The sequence below is a fragment of the Aquirufa beregesia genome, from assembly GCF_011090385.1.
In the GTDB taxonomy this organism is placed as follows: Bacteria; Bacteroidota; Bacteroidia; order Cytophagales; family Spirosomataceae; genus Aquirufa; species Aquirufa beregesia.
This window is the reverse complement of record NZ_SEWW01000002.1, coordinates 335939-359361: the sequence shown is the minus strand read 5'-3', so window position 1 is coordinate 359361 and position 23423 is coordinate 335939. Positions and strand designations below refer to the sequence as shown.

Genomic DNA, 23423 nt, shown 5'->3' with positions numbered 1-23423 from the left:
ATTTTCGGAATTCATATCCACTAACAATTTGAGAACGAAACCTTTATTAACGTTTTTTTCGGCAATCATTCTTTTTCTTGGTGCATCTCACATGATTTTTGGGCAAGGTGAATTATATCCAATAGAAAGAAGAAAAGCCATATTAAACTTTGCCAATCAATTCAGTTCTCAAAAGGATAGTTTATATCTCAAAGTTCAAAAACTAGCTGCTGAAAAAGGCATTGCTACTTCAGCGAAAATTGGAAAAAGATCCATTTATCTTCAGAGCATCAATCCAAATGGAAGACCTATTTACAAAGGCGTTTTTTCTAATAAAATGGCTTCCATCGCTACGAAAACCAATCAATTTTATTCAGGAGGCTCATTAGGGCTCAACTTGACAGGAAAATCAGATAGCTTATATGGCAAATTAGCCGTTTGGGATGAACAAACCGTTCGATTGACCCATCAAGAATTAACAGGAAGGGTTTTAGCTCAAGAAAAGACCATCACGTACGGTGAGCACTCCACCCACGTAGGTGGTACGATGATTGCCTCCGGAATCTTTAATCCAGAGGCTAGAGGAATGGCTTTTGAAGCGACTTTAAAATCCTGGGACTTTCAAAATGATGATGCCAAAATCAGTGCGGCATCACCTAACCTCCTCATTAGTAATCATTCCTATGGTGCCATAGCCGGTTGGAGTTTTGATTCAGATGTGAATAAATACCGCTGGTATGGAGATGATAAAATGAGTGTATCCGAAGATTATGTGTTTGGATTTTATGATGATGATGCCCAGGCCAAAGATAAAATTGCCTTTAATTCCCCTTATTATTTGATGGTAGCAGCCGCAGGCAATAGTGCTGATGAAAATGGCCCTCCCGTGGGGCAATATTACCTCATAGGTGGCACAAAAGACTCTTCCAATGTGGTAAGAGCCACAAATACAGGATTTAATACCGTGGCTAGTCCAGCTACAGCTAAAAATATGCTTTCCGTGGGAGCAGCAGAACCCCTCGCCTCCCCCCCGGTCAAAGCTAGTGATGTTACCATCACCAGCTTTTCTAGTCGTGGCCCAACAGATGACGGGAGAATAAAACCCGAAATCATCGGAATTGGCAAAGATTTGTTCTCCACTGGATTTTTAAGCAATACAGACTATGAACGAATGAGCGGCACATCCATGGCCACTCCTCAGGTGTCTGGTTCTTTGTTCTTATTGCAACAACTCTACCTACAATTGAATAAAAAATTCATGTGGGCCTCTACTTTACGAGGTTTAGTAACACATACGGCATTTGATGTAGGACAATCTGGTCCAGATTATACCAGTGGATGGGGATTGTTGGATATGGAGAAAGCGGGAAAAATGCTTCAAAACAAAGACAAATCCTATATAATCTCCGAAGAGACCCTCGCCAACGGCGCTACTAGAAAAATGGATTTAATTGCTTCTGGGAAAGGCCAGCTTCACGTAAGCATTGCCTGGACAGACCCGGCCTATGAAGGTAGTAATGGAAAAGTGTTACCCATTATCCCTTCAAGTCTTAACTCTCGAATTCCCATGTTAATGAATGACTTGGATATTCGTTTACAGGCAGAAGATGGCCAATTATTGCCTTTTATATTAGATCCAGATAATCCCACCAAAGCTGCAGTGGCCGGTGATAATATCCGAGATAATATTGAGCAGATTTTGGTCAATAATGTGGTGCCTGGTAAGACTTATAGTTTAACTGTGTCGCATAAAGGCACATTGAAAAACACCAAGCAAGATTATGCCCTATTAATTTCAGGAATGGGTGGCAAAGCCTATTGTGCTATCACGGTCCAAAACAAAAGCAATACCTTAGAAAAATTCACCGTAGGAACTTTTAGCAACAGTGTTTCAAGCAGCCAGGATTTTACACAAAATGCAATTCCTGTTGAAATTGGATCAAAAATTCCCATTGAATTAAAATACAGTACTTCTCAATCCAAGCAAACTAAGGTTTTTGTGGATTGGAACCAAGATGGAGACTTTGATGATATTGGAGAAATGATTTTGGATAGTGGTATACTTACGGCAACTTCATTTTCAGGCAATGCCACAAATTTCCCGGCCACTGAAACTGGCCAATATTATCGTATGAGAGTAGTTACTGAATTAGGCAACAACTCTACTCTAGCGGCTTCATGTGGAAACATTAGTAGCGGAGAAAGCGAAGAATATGTCATTCTAACTGCCAATGCTTCCAATGACATCAGTGCATTAGCCATTACCTCACCCACAGGTAGTTTTTGTGCTTCTTCCTCTAGCAGTAGCCTAAGTATTGTTATCAAAAACCAAGGCCTGAAAGATCAAATGAATGTTCCTTATGAATTAAAAATTCTACAAAATGGAATTCAAGTAGGCATATTTTCAGGGACAATTACCGAAATTATATCTGGTAAAGACGTGGAGGAAACCATTAGTGGAAACTTCAATTTACAGGCAGGACAAACTTATTCTTTTGAATTAAATACTTTATTAGCTACGGATCAAAATACGGCAAATAACACGTATACGGTCAATAAAACCATAGAAAATCCTAATGCACCTGTTGTGAGTGGAATCCAATGTGCAGGATTAACCGAATTGACATTGTCAGCCACTTCTGGGACACCGCTTTGGTATAACAGTGACAATTCTTTAATAGGTTCAGGATTAAGCATCAAGGTGCCTGGTAACAGTAAATATACTGCTGCCTATAATGATTTCAGTGGAGGAATTGGTCCTAAAACAAAATCAGAATTTGGAGGAGGTACCTATTATACCACATTTGGGCCGACCGTTATTGTTGAAGCTAAAGTGCCCATTATCTTTGAAAGTGCCCGCATTTATGTAGGAACCCCTGGTAGAATCACCTTTGAAGTCATCCATAAAGAAACTGGAAATGTTGTCTCTAGCATTACCAAATCAGTTAAAGCTTCTAGGACGATTAGCAGTGGCGGAAGTACAGGGCAGCTGGTAGATGATAAAAAAGACGAGGGAGTCCTTGTTACTCTTAATTTACAAATTCCAAATGCTGGGACCTATTACCTAAGTCAAACCTGCTTAGATGGGGCCTCCATTTATCGCAGTAACCGCAGTAAGTCAGACACCGTAGATGCGCCAGCCAATATCGGATTCCCCTATGCGATTCCCAATATCTTAACTATTCCAGGTGCCTTATTTAATAATGGCATCATTACGTCTGGTTATTACTATTTCTATGACATGAAATTCAAATCGCTCGGCTGTCCAAGCCCAAGGGCCAATGTGGTCGTTAGTGTCAAAGATGCCCCTATAGCTTCAATTAGTCCATTTGGTGACCTGACCGTTTGTCAAGGTGCTAATGTTACTATTCAAGGAAAGGCTTCAGACAACACCCTGATTCAATGGTATTTAAATGGAAAAGCGATAACAGGTGCGACAAGTTTAACCTATAAAGCTACCACAAAAGGGAAATTTGACATGGTAGCAAGTTATGGAGGATCTTGCCCTGTCACCACTCAGGCCTTAACCATTAATATTGGCACAGTACCTACTCCTGCAGTCACTTATAATACAGGTATTTTACAAGCTCCTACCAATGCCAGTGTCTATCAGTGGTATTATGGCATTACAGCGATAACCGGAGCCAGTCAAGCTAGCTATATTCCAGTTCAATCAGGGGCATATCAAGTACAAGTAACGGATATTAATGGTTGTTTAGCGGTTTCTGATTATATCAACGTGGTCATATTAGCCACTAAAAAGGAGAGCCCTTATCAACAATTAACGCTTTTCCCTAATCCGACGAAAGAATATATCCAACTAGGCTTGCCTGATCAACCAATACCTGATGAATACCATATTGAGATTTGGGATTTACAGGGCAAAAAAGTTCTGGAAAAAATCATTAGTTCTTCTGTTATTTCAGACAATAGTTTTAGCCTTGATGTTAGAAGTTTACCTTCCGGATCATATTTATTGAGAATGGCGGATTACCCTACTCAATCTCCCGTAAAATTCATGAAATATTAGGGCTTGATTCGAACGACTGTTCGACCAATGTGATTACCTTCTCGAATTTTAGTCAAAAAAGCAGGGGCTTCTTTCAATGTAATCGTACGGGAAATAGCTTCCAATGGGATATTCCAGTCATTGGCTAATTTATCCCAAATTTCTTGTTTCTTTTCCAAAGGAGAATCTGCCGAATAGATGCCTAGTAAATTGGCTCCTCGTAATATAAATGGATATATCTGCATAGGTAATTCGACACTTGATGCCATGCCGCATGCAGAAACTGCACCACCAAAATGTAAACTTTTGATAATCTTACTAAGGACTTCTCCTCCAACAACATCAATTGCACCTGCAAATTGCATGGGATAAAGTGCGCGAGGTTTTTCGGATAAAAATTCCTCCCGATCGATAATTCGATCTACTCCCATTTGCTTCAAAAACTCATATTGGTCCATTTTGCCTGTAATAGCCGCCACTTGAAAACCAAGGTGTTTCAGCAATAAAATGGAAATTAATCCTAGCCCGCCTGTTGCACCTGTTACCCCTATTTCACCCTGATTAGGTCGAACTCCATGATGCCAAAGAGCAGCAAGAGCCATGCCAGCTGTTAAACCAGCCGTGCCCCATTGCATGGCTTTGAGAGCAGACATTCCATGAGGTAAGGGTATTATCCAGTTGGCAGGCACAGCTATATATTCGGCTAAACCTCCATGGGTATTCATGCCTAAATCAAATCCCGTAACAATCACTTCTTGTCCAGGAGCATACGTTTGGCTTGGATCTTGAATCACTTTCCCTACGGCATCAATACCAGGAATATGGGGAAAATCTCGAGTGATTCCTTTGTGTCCATTTGCCGATAGCGCATCCTTGTAATTGAGCGATGAATAGCTAACTTGGATAAGTACTCTATCCGATCGAAGGGTATGAAAAGGAATAGCCTGAAGGCTTGTTTCAAAATGCCCATCAGGCATTTCGGAAGTCCATAATGCATTAAAAAAATCCATGGGGCCTATTTTTTCACCCAGACGAAAATCATACGGGTAGAGTTCTTTTCATCAAAAGAACCTAATTTATAATCTCCAAGCAAATCCACCAAATGTAATCCGGCTTTGGCAGCATAGGCTATAAAATCATTTTTGGATATCAACTCCACCCGCTCCTCAAAATGATAAGCCTCCCCTTGATCTTCAAAATCGATGGATTTAAATAAATATCCCTCAGATTCCCAACGTCTAATCTGAAAATGAATACCTCCTCTGACCAAGCTTTCCTCTTCTATCAAATGGGCAATGACGTAGCTTGGATTGAAAAAATCCAAGACAAAAACCCCTTGAGTTTTCAGAACATCACTCAGTACCTTGAATGCTTGTTGATTCTCTTCTTGTGAATCAAAATACCCAAAGCTGGTAAAGAAATTAAAGATGGCATCATACTGCCATGTGGGTGGCAAGGCATTCCTTAGATCATGAACAAAAAATGAAAGGTTGTCGGTAGCAAATGCTTGAGCTTGCTCAATATTGGAAGGTGATAGATCAAACGCTTTAACATCTAATCCTAAATCATGCAGTGTAATGGCATGTCTGCCTTTTCCACAAGCAACATCCAGTACTTGGGCGCCTGGTTGAAGCTTTAATTTTGTTTGTAGCGAGCTAATAAATGCCGCAGCCTCCACCTCATCTCGTTGGGCATATAAAATATGGTAATAAGGGGAATCAAACCAGGTACTAAACCACTCTTTCACGTGCATCCTTCCTATTTCCTCGATTTAGGGTTTTGTAAAAAATCTTGATAGGCTAATTGAATCCCATCAGCTAACTCTACTTCATGTTTCCAGCCTAAGTCATGCAATTTGGATACATCCATGAGTTTTCTAGGAGTACCATCCGGCCTAGAGGTATCCCAGTGAATTGTTCCTTGATAGCCCGTGATTTTTTTAACCATCTCCGCTAATTCCAAAATACTGACATCTTCACCGGTACCTATATTAATAAATTCCGATTGATTGTAATTTTCCATTAAATACAAACAAGCCTTGGCCAGGTCATCTGCGTATAAAAACTCTCTTTTGGGTGAACCTGTACCCCAGAGTGTAATGGAACTATCCCCCCGTTCTTTCGCCTCATGAAACTTCCGAATCATGGCGGGTAAAACATGTGAATTCTCTAACTCATAATTATCATTCATGCCATATAAATTGGTAGGCATAACGGAAATAAACTGACATCCATATTGAGCTCGATAAGCTTCACACATTTTAATTCCGGCAATTTTAGCAATGGCATAGGGTTCATTAGTAGGCTCTAAAAAACCACTCAATAAGTAGGATTCTTTCAAAGGCTGTGGGGCCATTTTAGGATAAATACAAGAAGAACCCAAAAACATTAATTTTTTAACCTTTTGAACAAAAGAAGCGTGAATGACGTGATTTTGGATGGCTAGGTTTTCATATAAAAAATCAGCACGATAGGTATTGTTAGCAACAATTCCTCCTACTTTGGCAGCAGCCAAAAAAACATAATCAGGTTTTTCTTGAGCAAAAAAAGCATCCACGGCCGCTTGATTCCGCAAATCTAACTCGGCAGAAGTACGCAGAATCAAATTCGTATATCCTTGTAAAATTAGTTGACGAACGATGGACGAACCCACCATGCCTCGATGCCCGGCAACATATATTTTAGCTACTTTTTCCAATTCATTCAATATTTAAATAATACAAGCTGCATAAGAGTGCAAAAATACATAAAAGCAGGTTCTAATTATTTAAATTCTTAATTTGCGAAATAATTTTGCAGTGCTATCGTTCCATTTCACATGATTAAATCTTACCTACTTCTAGGCGTGAGTGTATTATTACTTGGATTTTTTCCAAGTTGGGCACAAAATAGTGCCTTGCAAACAAGTAAAAAGCCTGCCATCGATAGTAGCCAAAGCAATAAAAGTACGGTGCAAAGTATTTCCGATTTGGTGGGTAAAACCAAAGATGAGAGTGCCAATTGGAAAAAAGAAAGTAAGGCCATTTTATCTGAATTGGGGATACAAAACATAGGTTCGAAATCAAAAAATAGCCAGAAAAAGAAAAAAGTTGAGATTAAAGATGAATACCTTGGCGTCAAAACCGAACGCCGAATAGGAACTTACGGTAGTGGCAATAGAGCTACGGTGGAAGAGTTAAATGTAGTAAAATACGTAGAAGATGAAGCTGTAAGTCCTTATAGCCAGGAAATATGGTGGTATGATCCTGCTCAATCCAGGGTGGTTAATTCCCCGATCAAAGACAGTAAAAATGCCCAAATTTGTCATGGTCCATACCGAAAATTTATCCATGAAAATTTAGTGGAAGAAGGGGATTTTTATATGGGAGTGAAAGATGGTCGCTGGGAAAATTACGGTCAAGAGTTTGAGCTAGAGAATAAACAATATTACAAGAAAGGCTTTCCGGCTGAATCCATCATTTCCTATTATGATAAAGAACAAAAAAAGATAAAAGAAGTTATCCCTAAAGTATATGGCAAAATAGCTGGGCAATTTTTGTCTTTTTATCCCAATGGCCTCCTCAAGGAAGAGGGGAAATTAGATGATAGTGTCAAGGTAGGTCGCTGGAGAGAATATCATGAAAAAGGAAGTGGCGGAAGATTAAAAAAAGAATGGCGCTATGGAAAGGATAAATTTGATAACTTTGTGCCAGTTCTAGTGCAAGAGAGAGATAATCAAGCTAAAATTATCTTTCAAAGTACCCAGAAATTTGACTAATGAAACAGCTAGGTTTTACTTTATTGGCCTTTGCCTTCTTGATGGTAGCTACGGTTTACTCGCAGCTTAATTCCATTACGGCAGTGTCCACTATACCTGTTTCAAAAACAACCATTAAAACAGACAATTTAGAATCAAAAATGTTCATGGCCCCATGGGTTGAGCTTTGCGAAGAAGAGGAAGAAGAAGAGGAAGGTGACTCGCAGCATGGCTTATCCATTTTCTCCAAACACGAAGATTCAAAATTCACATTTTACTCAGAATCCATTCAGGATCCCCATGTTTTTCAACCATTTAGGTTGACCCATCCTCATTTACAAAGCTTTTCCCCTCCTCCAGATATGCGTGGTTAATCTCCATTTTTATTTATTGTAGATTTTAATCAAACCACACGTATATGTCATTCAAAAATTATCTTCAATCCTTCGCAGAAGGGGATTGGAAATCAGGAATTGCGGTCTTTCTGGTCGCTCTACCACTATGCCTAGGTATTGCTTTGGCCTCTGGGGCACCTTTACTTGCCGGATTAATTGCTGGTATCATTGGTGGAACCATCGTTTCATGGGTCTCCGGTTCTCAATTATCTGTCAGTGGACCAGCTGCAGGTCTAACCATCATTGTGGCTAATGCCATTGTAGATATTGGCTCTTTTGCTGGTTTTTTAGTCGTTATTATTTTAGCAGGTATCATCCAAATGGTATTAGGGCTGGCCAAAATGGGCAAATTGGGGAGTTTTTTCCCTTCATCTGTCATCCGTGGGATGCTTGTGGCCATTGGTATTGTCATCATTTTAAAACAGATTCCCCATGCCATTGGAGATGATTTAGACTTCATTGGGGAGTTTGAGTTTAACCAAAGTGCTGATGGACAAAATACCTTTAGTGAATTAGTAGGTTCGCTTTTATCCATCAATCCTGGGGCATTGATTATTGCTCTTGGTGGATTAATTTTATTGTTTTCATGGACACCCCTTAGTAAAAAAATACCCTTACTCAGCCAAATGCCTGCTTCCTTATTTGTGGTTATCTTAGGTGTTCTCATCAATAGCGCCTATACCGTTTGGATGCCAGATTGGTATTTAGGTAATTCCAAAGAACACATGGTGGGCTTACCTCTTTTTTCTAATCTTGCCGAAATTGGACAAGCCATGGTTTTCCCGGATTGGGAATTTCTAAGCAACCCTAAAGTGTATAGCCTAGCCATTACATTAGCATTAGTTGCCAGCTTAGAATCTCTATTATCATTAGAAGCCACTGACTCCCTAGATCCTGCCAAAAGAATTTCTTCTGCTGATCGGGAACTTTTAGCTCAGGGGATGGGAAACATCTTTTCTGGCTTTTTAGGAGGTTTACCTATTACATCCGTGATTGTTCGTTCTTCGACCAATGTCTACGCCGGAGGAAAGAGTAAAATGTCAGGTTTCTTTCATGGAATTCTCTTGTTATTGGCGGTTTTACTATTGCCTCAATATTTGAATGAAATCCCTTTGGCTTGCTTAGCCAGCATATTACTTTACACGGGATATAAACTAGCCCATCCTAGCCAGTTCCAAAAAGTCATTTCTGAGGGTTGGAAACAATGGATACCATTTTTAATAACCATTATCGTGGTCGTATTGGTCGACTTACTATGGGGCATTTTTATTGGAACAATCGTGGGCATTGGTTTTGTCATTGTAACCAATTATTCCTCCGTATTTTCGGTTTTTACTAGTCAAAATGAAATTTTGATTAAATTCCAAAAAGACGTAACCTTTTTACATAAAATGGCTTTGAAAGAAACTTTCCGAAAGATTCCATCGGGCTCTGAGGTGTACATAGACACCACAAAAGTTCATTTCATGGACCATGATATTAAATTACTCATTCAAGAATTTATCAATACAGCACACGAAAGAGGCATAGAGGCCGAAATCAAAAGAAAATAAACATGAAAGAATATAAAAAACTCCTATTAAGTAATAAAGCTTGGGCCTCTGAAAGATTGGCCGTTGATGAACATTATTTTGACAACCTCTCCAAAGACCAAAAACCCCTTTTTCTTTGGATTGGCTGTGCGGACAGTCGGGTTCCTGCCGAGGAAATCACCCATGCTAACCCTGGCGACATATTTGTCCATAGAAATGTGGCCAATATGGTGGTACATACCGACATGAATTTGCTTTCTGTGTTACAATATGCCGTGGAGGTATTACAAGTAAAACATGTGATTGTATGCGGGCATTATAATTGCGGGGGTGTACGTGCAGCTATGACCAATAAAGATTATGGTCTAATCAATAAATGGCTTAGAAACATCAAGGAAGTTTATGAAAAGAATTTCACTGAAATTCAGGAACTCCCTAGCGAAAAAGAGCAGTTTGATCGATTAGTTGAATTGAACGTAAAAGAACAAGTGCTCAACTTAGCGAAAACGACGATTGTACAGAAAGCTTGGAAAAAATTCGAATACCCATACCTTCACGGCTGGGTATTCGATATGCATCATGGTGAGATTAAAGAAATCTTGAACATTAATCCAAATGAATGGCAAAGTTCAGTGTTCTCTTACAATTTCGACGAAGAATTATAAATCCGTCTTAATTTTTAGTTCCCTTAATTGTGCAGGGGCAAGGGGTGATGGTGAGTCTATCATCACATCCCTACCTGCATTATTTTTAGGGAATGCGATGTAATCTCGAATCGATTCAGAACCTCCAAACAAAGAGCATAAGCGGTCAAATCCAAAGGCTAATCCGCCATGAGGAGGGGCACCATACTCAAATGCATCTAATAAAAAGCCAAATTGCGCTTTAGCTTCTTCTTCTGTAAATCCAAGAACCTCAAACATCGTTGATTGAAGCTCTTTTTGAAAGATACGAATAGATCCTCCACCTACTTCTACTCCATTCACCACTAAATCATAGGCATTAGCTCTTACTTTGCCCAAATCACCTGCCAACATCAATGAAATATCCTCTGGCTTAGGGCTTGTAAATGGATGGTGCATCGCAAACCAGCGATTTTCTTCTTCACTATATTCCAATAAAGGAAAATCAACCACCCAATGTACCTTATAATTATTTGGATCACGCAATCCCATACGAGTCCCCATTTCTAACCTCAACTCATTCAATTGCTTTCGCACCTTATCCCCTTCTCCACTTAAAATCAACATCAAATCTCCAGGCTCCGATTGAAAGGCCGCAGACCATTTCTTCAAATCCTCTTCTCCATAAAATTTATCTACGGATGATTTCAATCCATCTGCTTGATGACGAACATAAATTAATCCTTTTGCACCAATCTGGGGGCGACGAACAAAATCCGTTAACTCATCTACTTGCTTGCGCGTATATTCAGCCGCACCTTTCACACAAATACCAACCACATGCGATGCCGAATCAAATACTTGGAAATCTTTACCCGATGTCAGGTCATTTTCTTCCCCTTTCAATTCCACAAAATGCATATCAAAACGGATATCTGGTTTATCAGAACCATAATATTTCATTGCATGGGCATAGGTCATCCGAGATACTTCTCCGATATCCAATCCTTTCACTTGTAAAAACAAATGACGGATCAAACCTTCAAACATGTTTAAAATATCTTCTTGCTCCACGAAAGACATCTCGCAGTCGATTTGCGTAAATTCAGGCTGTCTATCAGCTCGCAAATCCTCATCCCGAAAACACTTCACTAATTGATAATAACGGTCAAAACCCGAAACCATCAAGAGTTGCTTAAATGTTTGTGGAGACTGTGGTAAAGCATAAAATTCACCTGGGTTCATACGTGAAGGCACAACGAAATCACGTGCTCCTTCTGGGGTAGATTTAATCAAAACAGGCGTTTCCACTTCAATGAAATCCGCGTCATCCAAATAACGACGAACTTCTTTGGCAACCGTATGGCGTAAACGCAAACTTTCACGAATAGGAGCACGGCGAAGGTCCAAGTAACGGTATTTCATACGTATATCCTCCCCACCATCTGTCTCATCTTCAATCAAAAATGGAGGCAATTTAGCTGGATTAAGGACTTTTATCTGACTCACCTTAATCTCTATATCCCCAGTGGCTAACTTATCATTTTTGGCTAATCTCTCCACCACGACACCTTTGGCCTCCACAACAAACTCTCTACCTAAATTACGAGCCATGGCTAAAGCTTCTGTACTTGATTTACCTTCCTCTAACATCAGCTGCGTGATACCATAGCGATCACGTAAATCAACCCAAATCATTCCCCCTTTATCCCTTGTTCGCTGTATCCAACCACATAAGGTAACTTCTTGCCCAACATGATCCAATCGTAATTCGCCATTCGTATGAGTGCGTAGCATAGTTTATTCTCAGATTAAAAAAATTTGTGCAAAATTACGGAAAATATCCGTTTTAAACATTTTGTCCTTTTAATAAGTTAGGCCATTTGCAGAAATATAATGACTATGAAACAAGCTGGGGTTGTAGGATCGGGGGTTGGGGGGTTGGCTTTTGCTATTCGCATGGCTTGTTTAGGTCATCAAGTCCAAGTATTTGAGGCTAACTCCTTTCCTGGCGGGAAGTTGTCTGAATTCCAAATCAAAGGCTTTCGGTTTGATGCGGGCCCTTCTTTATTTACCCTTCCGCATCTGGTGGATGAATTATTCACCTTAGCCAATAAAGACCCAAGAGACTATTTTAACTATAGTCGATTACCTGAAGTTTGCCGCTATTTTTGGGAAGACCATACCCGCCTTTGTACCCTGGAAAACCCCGCAGATACAGCCCATGAAATCGCCAAAAATTTGGGTGAAAACGAGAAAAACGTACATGATTTCATTTTAGGTTTACAAGAAAAATACCAAATCATTTCCGAACTTTTCCTCGAAAATTCCTTACATCAAGCTAGTACCTGGCTCAGTAAAAAGGCCTGGAAAGGGTATTGGAACATTCCTCGTTTAGGCATGTTTTCCACCATGCACCAATTGCACAAAAACCGCTTTAAAAACCCTAAAACGGTTCAATTATTCGACCGATATGCCACGTATAATGGTTCAGACCCTTACCAAACACCTGCAACTTTATCCATCATTCCTCATTTAGAATATAATATAGGAGCCTTTTTCCCTCAAGGAGGCATGATTTCCATTACCCAATCCTTGTACCAACTTGCCCAAGATCTAGGTGTACAATTTCATTTCAATGAAAAGGTCAATCGGATACTTTGTGAAAATAATCAAGCGGTGGGTTTAGAAACGGCTAAAGGAAAATATCCATTTGACATTCTGGCAAGTAACATGGATATAAGGCCCTCTTATCAACAATTACTCCCAGATCAAATTCAACCCCAAAGGCTTCTTCAACAAGAAAAATCGAGTTCTGGCATTATTTTTTATTGGGGGATGAACAAACAATGGGATGAATTAGGCGTCCATAATATCTTCTTTTCTGAGCAATATCAAGAAGAATTCAAAGCGCTATTTGCCGACAAAACCTTGTTGGATGACCCTACGGTATACCTTCATATTTCCAGCAAAATAGCTCCTGTGGATGCCCCTCCAGGTGGAGAAAATTGGTTTATTTTAATCAATGCCCCTGCCAACCAAGGGCAAAACTGGGATGAATTAGTGCAACTAACCCGAGAAAGAGTGATTCAAAAAATCAGCCGGGCTTTGGGAGAAGACATCAGCTTGTGCCTAGTAGCGGAAGACTATTTAGATCCAAGAAGGATTGAAGAGCGCACATCTTCTTCGGGTGGAGCACTCTACGGAAATGCTTCCAATAATCGATTTGCCGCATTTTTACGGCATCCCAATTACCGTAGTGCCATTAAAAACTTGTATTGGATTGGAGGAAGTGTGCATCCAGGAGGAGGAATTCCCCTTTGCTTGTCATCTGCCAAAATTGCTTCCAAGCTTTTTCAAGAAAATGCGTAATTTCGCAGAAAATATGAAATATCATGATTCAAAGACCCCAATCTATTTTTTTACTTATTGTCATTATTGCTGAGATCTTAGTGGTAGCTGGCTGGCCATTATGGACCAAAACTGGCATGTCAGGTGAAACTGCACACGTATTTATTTCTGAATGGACTTCTCAAATACAAGGAAAAACGCAAATAGAAGCGAATTACATTCCACTGATATTACTTTTGATTTCAGTTGCCTTAACAGCCTTCATATTGTTCCAATTTAAGAACAGAATGCGCCAAATGGCCTTGGGATTAGTCAATTCCATGTTAATTGCAGCCACCATGGGATATAGTTTTTATACCATTTATAAAAAAACGATTCCCCTATTTAATCCAGAAATGCAAGGCGCCTATGACTTAGGGTTTTATGCCTTAATCGTGGCATTATTAGCCAATATGATTGCGAATCGCTTGATCCGGAAAGATGAAATGCTGGTACAATCGTCGAATCGTATGCGGTAATATTACACGATTCCTTCCCGTAAAAGGTCGTGGAGATGTATAAATCCCACGGCCTTTTCATTTTCGAGAACGACCAATTGCGTGATATTTTTTGCTTGCATTAAGGCTAAAGCCTCGGTGGCAAAGGCTTCAGATGATATCGTTTTAGGTTGGGTATTCATCATGTGAACAATCTGAATATTTGCCCAATCTTGTTGTTTTTCTAGCATTCGACGAACATCTCCATCCGTAATAATTCCCAATAATTCCTCTTTTTCATTCATTACGGTGGTCGCTCCTAATCGCTTGGAACTAATTTCATGAATAGCCTCCTGAATAGTGGCTTGAGGTAAAATTCGAGGAAAATCATGCTGGGGATATATATCCTCCACTTTTAAATACAAGCGCTTACCCAAAGCTCCGCCAGGATGATATTTGGCAAAATCTTGGGAGGTGAAACCCTTACATTCCAACAGACATACGGCCAAGGCATCTCCTAAGGCTAGAGCTACGGTGGTGGAAGTGGTAGGAGCTAAATTCAACAAATCCGCTTCTGAATCAGCCTGAGCATGAAGAACAAAGTCGGATTGCTGCGCTAAATAGGATTGTTTATTGGAAACCATCGCAATCAAAGAAACCCCCAATCGTTTGATTAATGGCACTAAAACTTTGATTTCTGGTGTATCTCCTGACTTGGATATACAAATCACCGAATCTCCACGTTGTATCATTCCCAAATCCCCGTGGATGGCATCTGCTGCGTGCATGAACAATGCAGGACTTCCTGTGGAATTAAGGGTAGCCACAATTTTCTGAGCAATTAAAGCTGATTTACCTATTCCAGTAAAGACTATTCTCCCTGGATTAGCCAATAAATGTTCCACACAAGCTTCAAATTCAGAATTTATAGCAGCGCTAACTTGTAAAATAGCTTCTGCTTCTTGGGTTAAAACTTTTTTTGCTGTGGATTGAATATTTTTGTTTAATTTCAATTTTAGTAGAATTTGAGTACACAAAGTTAATTAACTATGTACGAATAATTCTTCTACATTGTGAAACATACCAGTAGTTCCTAAAATTATGCCCATTCAAATTTCCAACGAAACGTTAAAGGAGCATCTCAAAAAGACCTTTGGATTTAGCCAATTTCGTGGAGAACAGGAAGCTATCATCCAAAATACGCTTCAAGGGAATAATAGCTTTGTACTCATGCCTACTGGAGCAGGCAAGTCCCTTTGCTACCAACTTCCGGCTATTGTGATGCCAGGTACAGCCATTGTTATTTCTCCTTTAATCGCCTTGATGAAAAACCAAGTTGATCAAATGGTCGCTTTTGGTGTCAATGCTCAATTTTTAAACTCTTCTCTGACCCGTGCCGAAATGAATCGGGTAAAAAATGAAGTTTTAAGTGGCGAAGTAAAGCTATTGTACATTGCTCCTGAATCTTTGAATAAGCAGGAGAACCTCAACTTTTTACAACAAGCCAACATCTCCTTTGTAGCCATTGATGAAGCACATTGTATTTCAGAATGGGGACATGATTTCCGCCCTGAATATAGAAAAATTCGTGCCATCATTGAGTCAGTTGATGAGAAATTACCCATCATTGCTTTGACGGCTACCGCTACTCCAAAAGTGCAATTGGATATTCAAAAGACGTTGAATTTAGAGGATGCCCAGGTCTTTAAAACTTCATTTAACCGGAAAAATCTCTACTACGAAATTCGCTCCAAAAAGGATATTGACAAACAACTTATTCGTTATATCAAAAGCCATTCTGGTAAGGCTGGTATTATTTACTGCTTAAGTAGAAAACGGGTAGAAGAAATTGCTGATTTATTACACGTCAACGGCATTAAGGCCCTACCATACCATGCTGGCTTAGATCCTGCCATCCGAATGGCTAACCAAGAATCTTTCCTGAATGAAGAGGTGGAAGTGATGGTAGCGACCATCGCCTTTGGCATGGGGATTGATAAACCCGACGTTCGTTTTGTCATACATTATGATGCCCCTAAATCCCTAGAAGGTTATTATCAGGAAACAGGGAGGGCTGGTAGAGATGGATTGGATGGAACCTGTATCTTATTTTATACTTACGATGATATATTAAAACTAGATAAGTTCAATAAGGATAAAGCCGTATCTGAAAAAGAGAATGCCAAATTATTATTGGCCGAGATGGTGTATTATGCCAATTTAGGAGTCTGTCGTAGAAAGCAATTACTCAATTATTTTGGGGAATATATGGCGGAAAATTGTGGCTTTTGCGACAACTGCCTACATCCCACACCGACTTTCAAAGCAGAACGAGAAGTCGTTTTAGTTTTACAAGCTATCCAAGAAACAGAAGAGAAATTTGATGCAGAACACATTGCTGATGTGTTGGAAGGCAAAGTAAATCAATATGTTCAAAGTTACGATCACGATAAATTGCCTGTCTTTGGTGCTGGGAAAACTGTTTCATGGAATGCGCAAGCGGCAGAGGACGACGATGATGACGAGGACAATGATGATGAAGACGAGGACAATCCAACACCTAAAAAACCTAAGCTCAAAAAGAAGTCTCAGAAGGAGCATCATGCAGACGATGAGAAGTCGCCATGGATTTCATTCATCAAACAAATTACCATTCACGGTTATTTAGTTAAGGATATTGAAAACTATGGTGTCTTAAAATTAAGCGAAAAAGGACTCAACTTCATTCAAGATTCATATCCCGTTACTTTCTCCAGAGATCATGATTATGAGAAAGAAGCGGAGCCCGATGAAAACGACGAAATGAATGCTGGAGTAGGTGCAAAAGCCTATGACGATGCGTTATTTGAATTATTAAAAAACCTTCGCAAGAAATTAGCCAAGGAGAAAAATCTTCCTCCTTATGTAATTTTCCAAGATCCATCTTTAGAAGAGATGGCCACTACGTATCCAAGTACCCAAGAAGAAATGGCCCAAATCAATGGGGTAGGCATGGGGAAAGTGATCAAATTTGGTAAACCTTTCTTGGATGTTATCAATCGCTACGTTGATGAAAATGAAATTGAAACGGCCCGTGAGGTAGTAGTAAAGTCAACGGTTAATAAGTCCAAAATCAAGATTTACATCATCCAGCAAGTAGACCGTAAAATTGATTTAGATGACATTGCTTATCAAAAAGAGTTAAGCATGGCTGAACTAATTGAAGAGATTGAAGCCATTTGTTATTCAGGGACTAAACTGAATTTAGATTATTACATCAATCAAGTCATTGAACCTGACAAGCAAGAAGAAATTTTTGATTACTTCTTGAGTTCAGATACCGATAATATTACGGAAGCCTTAGACAATTGCAATATAGACGACGTAAGTGAAGAAGAGTTGCGATTAATGCGCATTAAATTTTTAAGTGAACTAGCCAATTAACACATATTATGAATGTATTACTTTTGGGATCCGGAGGACGAGAACATGCATTTGCCTGGAAGATATCCCAAAGTCCATTATTAAGTCAATTATACGTAGCTCCTGGAAATCCGGGAACAGCCCAATTAGGTATTAATTTACCCTTTGGTTATTCTGATTTCTCGGCCATCGTGGAGGCCATTAGAACCCATCATATTGAATTAGTGATTGTTGGCCCAGAAGAACCTTTAGTCAAAGGAGTTCGTGATTTTATCGAATCACAAGATGATTTACAACATGTTGGTATCGTAGGACCTGGTGCCCTAGGAGCTCAATTAGAGGGTAGTAAAGATTTTTCTAAAAACTTCATGCACGCACATGGCGTTCCTACCGCTGCCTCCAAAACATTTACAAAAGATAATGGAGAAGAGGGTCTAGCCTATTTGGCTACACAGTCTCTGCCCATCGTTTTAAAGGCAGATGGACTTGCGGCTGGTAAGGGAGTGATCATTGCACAAAGCCATGCAGAAGCTGAAAAAGCTTTCAAAGAAATGATTTATGATGCCAAATTTGGCGAAGCCAGTTCAAAGGTAGTCGTTGAGCAATTTCTACGTGGAATCGAGCTTTCCGTTTTTGTTTTGACAGACGGCGAAAACTATGTGGTTTTACCAGAAGCCAAAGATTATAAACGTATTGGCGAAAACGACGAGGGCTTAAATACAGGGGGTATGGGGGCCGTTTCTCCAGTACCTTTTGCTACAGAAAGATTCATGGAATTGGTCAAACAAAAAGTGATTGAACCGACCATCCAAGGACTAAAATCCGATAACATCCCTTATCAGGGTTTCATCTTCATTGGTTTAATGAACCACGAGGGAGAACCTTACGTGATTGAATACAATGCCCGCATGGGAGATCCCGAAACAGAGGTGGTATTGCCAAGAATCGAATCAGATTTCTTATCTTTGCTTCTTGCGGCGGCTCAAGGGAAATTAAAAACCGAAAGTTTACAGATTTCTAACCAATATGCCGTTACGACTATGGTCGTGGCAGGAGGTTATCCTGAAGATTACCGAAAAGGTGATATCATGTCAGGCATTGAAAAAGTAGAAGAAGCCCTAGTATTTCATGCTGGGACCCGTGAGCAAGACGGACAAATTGTTACCTCGGGAGGCCGAGTAATGGCCCTAACAGGCACTTCGAATACCTTGGAAAAAGCCATTCAAAAGTCTCAAAAGGCGGCTCAAACCATTCAATTTGAAGGTAAAAACTTTAGACGAGATATTGGTCTCGATGTATTACGATATAAGTCGTAATGAGACCGATTGACACATATACTTATGGCATGTAAATCGTGTTCAACTGGATCATGTGGATCCAAGGCATCAGCAGATAGTGCAGTTTCAGGCTGCCAAAGCAATGGAAGTTGTGGTACAGGCGCTTGCAACAAAATGAACGTTTTTGATTGGTTATCCGACTTGGATGTCCCTCTATTTCAGCGTTTTCATGTGGTTGAAGTAAAATTCAAAGCAGGAAGAAAAGAATATTTCCGCAATCCCAACCAATTAGCTTTACACACTGGTGACTCCGTCATGGTGGATTCTTCTTCTGGTGTACAGCTGGGCGTTGTTTCACTTCAAGGGGAGTTGGTGCGTTTACAATTATTAAAAAAAGGCATCAAAGACGATGATACGCTCAAAGATATCTTACGCATTGCTACGGATAAAGATGAAGAAAAGCATCGTAATTCCTTAGAAAGAGATTTACCCACGCTTTATCGTACCCGCCAGATCATTGGAGATTTAAAGTTGAACATGAAGCTTTCCGATGTGGAGTTCCTTTCAGATGGAACGAAGGCTGTATTTTATTATTCGTCAGATGATCGTGTAGATTTCCGAGAGTTAATCAAACTGCTGGCAACAGAATTTAAAATTCGGGTGGAAATGAAGCAGATTTCCCTGCGACAAGAAGCTGGAAGATTGGGTGGAATTGGCGTATGCGGACGAGAATTATGTTGTTCTACTTGGCTTACCGACTTCAAAAATGTCACTACCTCGGCTGCTCGATATCAAAATCTATCCTTAAATCCTGTCAAATTAAGTGGTCAGTGTGGGCGCTTAAAATGTTGTCTCAATTATGAATTGGAGACTTACATGGATGCCCTGAAAGAAATCCCGACCATCGAGGGCCGTTTAAAAACCAAGCGAGGAGATGCTATTTTGCAAAAAACTGACATCTTTAAACGCATGATGTGGTTTGGTTATGCTGGCGAAGAGTCCATTTGGATTCCCGTAACCTGTGACCGTGTTAAAGAAATCATTGACTTAAATAAAAAAGGTATCATTCCTGATTCCTTCGAAAATCTGAATCCAGACGTACCAGAGGTTGAAAAGCCTAAATTGTCTGAATTAAATTCAGACTTGGAAAGGATGGACAAAAAATATGGCAAAGGGAAACCTAGTGGTCAACGCTCTGATAATCCAAGAAGAAATAATGGAGATCAGAAAGCGCGTGGTAATTTCCAAAAAGGGAATAGGGGCCCAGGAAATAATCCCAATAAGCCACAAAACAAGCCAGAAGGCAGCTCAGATGGTCCAGAAAACAGCATTAAACCTCCTGTGGTCAATGCCCCAGAAGGCGCTGAAAATGCTGGAGAAACAACCCCAAAACCATTTAAAAAGAAATTCAAAAAGAAATTTAAACCCAGACCACCTAGAAATGGCCCTGAGACACCCACTGCCTAAATTCTTTCTGTTATTTTTTTCCTTGGGCTTTTTGATGGCTTGTCAAGGTGATCAGGTATTTGATCAAACAAGCAAAATGGGGAAACAGGGCTGGCCGCAAAAAAATCAGATTAGCTACCCTTTTGAAATCAAAGACCTGGATAAATCATATAGCTTGTACGTAGCATTACGTCAATCCAACGATTATCCCTTTAATAATTTTTATTTCATCCCCAAAGTGCTGGGAGCAGATGGGAAATTAATTAAACAAGCCTTAGCAGAAGCTATTTTATATGACCCCAAGTCAGGCAAAGCCAAAGGAGAAGGTTTAGGTGATATTTACAGCCACAAATTCTTGATTTTTAAGCAATTAAAATTCCCCAGAAAAGGAAAATATAGTTTACTACTATCGCATGACATGCGAACGGATACCCTAGCTGGTATAATTTCTGTTGGAGCCTCCTTAGTCCCTAATCCCTAATCTCATGTCCAAGATTGATGATATTGATAAACAAATCCTAGCCTTTTTACATGAAGATGCCTACATGTCCAATAAAGACATGGCTCAGCGCTTAGGCATGAGCCCCACTCCTATCCATGAACGTATTAAGCGTATGGAAAAGGATGGAGTAATTACAGGTTATAAAGCCACCATCAATCCCAATAAATTAGGTAAATCCCTCACCGTATTTTGTGATATCTCTTTAAAAGAACATGCAGCCGAATACCTCAAACAGTTTGAAGAGGATGTGATGAATTTATTGGAAGTCCAAGAATGTTACTGCGTATCTGGACATAGTGATTTCTTGCTTAAAATTGTGGTGGCAGATATGGATGAATATCGAGATTTTATCCTACATAAACTGGCGAGTATCAAGAATATTGGCAATGCGCAAAGTCACTTTGTGATGAATCAAATACAAAATGAAAGCATTTTACCTTGGTTAAATCAAGAAAAAACTAGCTAAACCTATAAATTGGGGTAGATGCGCCAATAAAATTACCTAACTTGAATAATTAACATCGTTTGAATTGACCTTATGAACAAGATTACAAAAACAATCGTCAGCCTATTAGTAATCGTTTTGATAGTAAGCATCGCCTTTTACCCCAAGGTAAAAAAGGCTTTTTTCGAGGAGAAAAAGGAAGAAGGTAAAGAGAAAAGTAAGGGTGGTCCTGGTGGTGGAAAAGGTGGCAAAACCACGGTCGTGGTCATGGTAATTAAGGCAACTCGACTAGACGATATGATCAGTTCTACAGGAAGTATTTTACCTAATGAAGAAGTTGAAATTCGTTCTGAAATTGCGGGAAGAATTAATCAGTTAAATATCAAAGAAGGTGATGTAGTCCAGAAAGGAACTATTTTATTACACATCAACGACGATGATTTGCAGGCTCGTTTAAAAAAATTAGGCTATAACAAAAAATTAGCGGAAGATAACGAAGCTCGACAAAAGGTGTTACTTCAAAAAGAGGCCATCTCTCAAAGAGAATATGATATAGCCGTGAACTCGGTTAATACCATTTCTGCGGATATCGAAGATTTGAAAGCACAAATCTTGAAAACAACATTGCGTGCTCCTTTTTCTGGAATCATTGGTTTCCGCTACGTAAGTATGGGAAGTTATATTTCTCCTACTACAAAAATTGCTACACTGACTAATACGAATCCTGCTAAAATAGAATTTTCTATTCCTGCCAAATACGCTTCTCAAATTCGCAAAGGCAATACCATTGAGTTTGTGACAGAAAATGAAACCAAAACCTATTCGGGTAAAGTATATGCCATTGATCCTAAGATTGATCCTTTGACTCGTACACTTCAAATAAGAGCATTATCCCCCAATCCAGGTGGGGTATTGGTCCCAGGAGCATTCGCTAAAGTTAATTTGATTCTGAAAACGAAAGGATCAGCTATTTTGGTTCCAACAGAAGCAGTCATTCCTGAATCCAAAGGAAGTAAAGTATTTATCGTAAAGAATGGCAAGGCCGTTTATACCAAAGTAGAATTAGGAACACGTGGAGAGAAAAACGTAGAGATTTTATCGGGACTTTCTATTGGTGACACCTTAATTACCAACGGTATCATCCAAGTTAAACCAGACGGAGAAGTGGATATAAAAGAAGTTGTTCAATAAGTCAAAAGATGCCCAGCATTTACCTAAGTACAGCCCTTTGGCAATTTAAATTCCGCAAATTAGGTTATTTATTTGCAGGTTTAAAAGCCTATATGCAGCTCTGTACTTGGGTTATTTTTCAGCGTTTATTTCAACCCTCGCAACCTCTGGTAGGAGTATTATTGGCCCAACATTTAGGCGACATTGTCGCTGCTGAGCCCATCATCCCTGCCTTACAAGCCAAATACCCTAAGGCTAAAATTGTTTGGATTATTCAAGGCCATTTTAGACCGCTTTTAGAACACCATCCGGGAATCTACCGTTTGGTCACAGAAGAAAACATGCTGCTTAGTTACTTTTTAACGAGGTGGAATCCCTTTACGCATTTTTTTAATCTTCATTTAAATGAATTGAGAAAAGACCCCTATTTCCATATTCCTTTAGAAAATGAGAAAGCAAAAGAGCTGAATATCAATATTCATAATTACTATGACCAGCACAATTTATTGGAGAATTTTTCTCAATTAGCTGGCTTGGGATTAGTTGCAGGACAGCCGACACTTTATTTACCCAATAAAAACTTCCCTCTTCCTTTCGATGGAAATTATTGGCTTATTCACCGAATTTCCAATGACCCTTGTCGAGAATGGACCGACGAAAATTGGTTGAAATTAATTCAAGCTGCCATTCAAGAATGGGATGTTAATATAGTGGAAATAGGCACGAGTCAAGGCCTCGAATTTCAACACCCTAAATTTCTTTCTTTGGTAGGTAAAACAAGCGTGGAGGATAGTTTATTCCTCATCAAATCGGCCAGTTTTTTTATTGGAATTGATTCAGGACCAACGCATTGTGCCAATGCCTTTCAAATTCCAGCATTGATTATGTTGGGAGAATTTGCCGACTTTAAAAAATACATGTCCTATTCAGGGGCATATCAACTAAGTCAAATTGCCTGCTTGGTTTATCATGAAAATGGCCCAGCAAAAGAATTAAGCTTTGAAAACGTTTGGACTAAACTCCAACACGGTATAGAAGTCAATCATATCATTCAAGAAATACCAAATCATAAATAATACTC

The 23423-nt window shown here is 39.6% G+C and carries 19 protein-coding genes; 14 read left to right on the top strand and 5 right to left on the bottom strand.

What is annotated here, in order from left to right:
* The first annotated feature begins 28 nt into the window (after positions 1 to 28).
* On the top strand, positions 29 to 4009 hold the full coding sequence (locus tag EWU23_RS05515; RefSeq protein WP_205753086.1) for a S8 family serine peptidase: 3981 nt from the start codon (positions 29 to 31) through the stop codon (positions 4007 to 4009).
* On the opposite strand, the gene EWU23_RS05510 is transcribed toward EWU23_RS05515, so the two are convergent.
* The 3 genes from EWU23_RS05510 to fcl are packed head-to-tail and all read right to left on the bottom strand — an operon-like array spanning position 4006 to position 6685.
* Complete coding sequence (locus EWU23_RS05510; protein WP_166229644.1) at positions 4006 to 4998, bottom strand: YhdH/YhfP family quinone oxidoreductase; 993 nt, start codon at positions 4996 to 4998, stop codon at positions 4006 to 4008. The two genes, EWU23_RS05515 and EWU23_RS05510, sit on opposite strands and share 4 nt — an antisense overlap.
* 5 nt (positions 4999 to 5003) lie before the next feature.
* A complete protein-coding gene (locus tag EWU23_RS05505; protein ID WP_166229642.1) occupies positions 5004 to 5735 on the bottom strand; it encodes a class I SAM-dependent methyltransferase in 732 nt (243 codons plus the stop codon).
* A gap of 11 nt (positions 5736 to 5746) precedes the next feature.
* A complete protein-coding gene (gene fcl, locus EWU23_RS05500) occupies positions 5747 to 6685 on the bottom strand; it encodes a GDP-L-fucose synthase (RefSeq protein ID WP_166229640.1) in 939 nt (312 codons plus the stop codon).
* Between the two features lie 120 nt (positions 6686 to 6805).
* Here fcl and EWU23_RS05495 point away from each other — a divergent pair, with 120 nt between their 5' ends.
* The 4 genes from EWU23_RS05495 to EWU23_RS05480 are packed head-to-tail and all read left to right on the top strand — an operon-like array spanning position 6806 to position 10315.
* Entirely contained in the window at positions 6806 to 7744 is a 939-nt protein-coding gene (locus EWU23_RS05495) for a toxin-antitoxin system YwqK family antitoxin (RefSeq protein ID WP_166229638.1), read from the top strand.
* Complete coding sequence (locus tag EWU23_RS05490; protein WP_166229636.1) at positions 7744 to 8097, top strand: hypothetical protein; 354 nt, start codon at positions 7744 to 7746, stop codon at positions 8095 to 8097. Before EWU23_RS05495 ends, EWU23_RS05490 begins: the two co-directional genes overlap by 1 nt.
* Before the next feature lie 44 nt (positions 8098 to 8141).
* On the top strand, positions 8142 to 9671 hold the full coding sequence (locus tag EWU23_RS05485; RefSeq protein WP_166229634.1) for a SulP family inorganic anion transporter: 1530 nt from the start codon (positions 8142 to 8144) through the stop codon (positions 9669 to 9671).
* Positions 9672 to 9673: 2 nt separating this feature from the next.
* The gene (locus EWU23_RS05480; RefSeq protein ID WP_166229632.1) at positions 9674 to 10315 is read left to right on the top strand and encodes a carbonic anhydrase; all 642 of its coding nucleotides are present in this window, start codon (positions 9674 to 9676) and stop codon (positions 10313 to 10315) included.
* Here EWU23_RS05480 and aspS read toward each other — a convergent pair.
* On the bottom strand, positions 10310 to 12070 hold the full coding sequence (gene aspS, locus EWU23_RS05475; RefSeq protein WP_166229630.1) for an aspartate--tRNA ligase: 1761 nt from the start codon (positions 12068 to 12070) through the stop codon (positions 10310 to 10312). The two genes, EWU23_RS05480 and aspS, sit on opposite strands and share 6 nt — an antisense overlap.
* Before the next feature lie 105 nt (positions 12071 to 12175).
* Here aspS and crtD point away from each other — a divergent pair, with 105 nt between their 5' ends.
* Both crtD and EWU23_RS05465 read left to right on the top strand, forming a co-directional pair.
* Complete coding sequence (gene crtD, locus EWU23_RS05470; protein WP_166229813.1) at positions 12176 to 13645, top strand: 1-hydroxycarotenoid 3,4-desaturase CrtD; 1470 nt, start codon at positions 12176 to 12178, stop codon at positions 13643 to 13645.
* Between the two features lie 23 nt (positions 13646 to 13668).
* A complete protein-coding gene (locus EWU23_RS05465) occupies positions 13669 to 14142 on the top strand; it encodes a DUF4293 domain-containing protein (RefSeq protein ID WP_166229628.1) in 474 nt (157 codons plus the stop codon).
* A 2-nt stretch (positions 14143 to 14144) separates the two neighbouring features.
* On the opposite strand, the gene EWU23_RS05460 is transcribed toward EWU23_RS05465, so the two are convergent.
* On the bottom strand, positions 14145 to 15113 hold the full coding sequence (locus EWU23_RS05460) for a KpsF/GutQ family sugar-phosphate isomerase (RefSeq protein WP_166229626.1): 969 nt from the start codon (positions 15111 to 15113) through the stop codon (positions 14145 to 14147).
* 88 nt (positions 15114 to 15201) lie between these two features.
* On the opposite strand from EWU23_RS05460, the gene EWU23_RS05455 reads away from it, so the two are divergent.
* The 7 genes from EWU23_RS05455 to EWU23_RS05425 all read left to right on the top strand — a co-directional run bounded on the left by EWU23_RS05455 (position 15202) and on the right by EWU23_RS05425 (position 23418).
* Positions 15202 to 17523, top strand: a complete 2322-nt coding sequence (locus EWU23_RS05455; protein WP_166229624.1) for a RecQ family ATP-dependent DNA helicase — start codon at positions 15202 to 15204, stop codon at positions 17521 to 17523.
* Positions 17524 to 17531: 8 nt separating this feature from the next.
* Positions 17532 to 18818 (top strand): phosphoribosylamine--glycine ligase, encoded by a 1287-nt coding sequence (purD, locus tag EWU23_RS05450; RefSeq protein WP_166229622.1) that lies wholly within the window; start codon positions 17532 to 17534, stop codon positions 18816 to 18818.
* Positions 18819 to 18842: 24 nt separating this feature from the next.
* Entirely contained in the window at positions 18843 to 20246 is a 1404-nt protein-coding gene (locus tag EWU23_RS05445) for a PSP1 domain-containing protein (RefSeq protein ID WP_166229620.1), read from the top strand.
* Positions 20221 to 20706, top strand: a complete 486-nt coding sequence (locus EWU23_RS05440) for a gliding motility lipoprotein GldH (protein ID WP_166229618.1) — start codon at positions 20221 to 20223, stop codon at positions 20704 to 20706. Before EWU23_RS05445 ends, EWU23_RS05440 begins: the two co-directional genes overlap by 26 nt.
* Before the next feature lie 4 nt (positions 20707 to 20710).
* Positions 20711 to 21193 carry an Lrp/AsnC family transcriptional regulator gene (locus EWU23_RS05435; protein WP_166229616.1) on the top strand — a complete coding sequence of 161 codons (483 nt, stop codon included), beginning with the start codon at positions 20711 to 20713 and terminating at the stop codon, positions 21191 to 21193.
* 72 nt (positions 21194 to 21265) lie between these two features.
* Positions 21266 to 22363 carry an efflux RND transporter periplasmic adaptor subunit gene (locus EWU23_RS05430; protein WP_166229614.1) on the top strand — a complete coding sequence of 366 codons (1098 nt, stop codon included), beginning with the start codon at positions 21266 to 21268 and terminating at the stop codon, positions 22361 to 22363.
* An 8-nt stretch (positions 22364 to 22371) separates the two neighbouring features.
* Positions 22372 to 23418: a glycosyltransferase family 9 protein gene (locus tag EWU23_RS05425; RefSeq protein ID WP_166229611.1), complete on the top strand. Its 1047-nt coding sequence runs from the start codon at positions 22372 to 22374 to the stop codon at positions 23416 to 23418.
* The last annotated feature ends 5 nt before the right edge of the window (positions 23419 to 23423 follow it).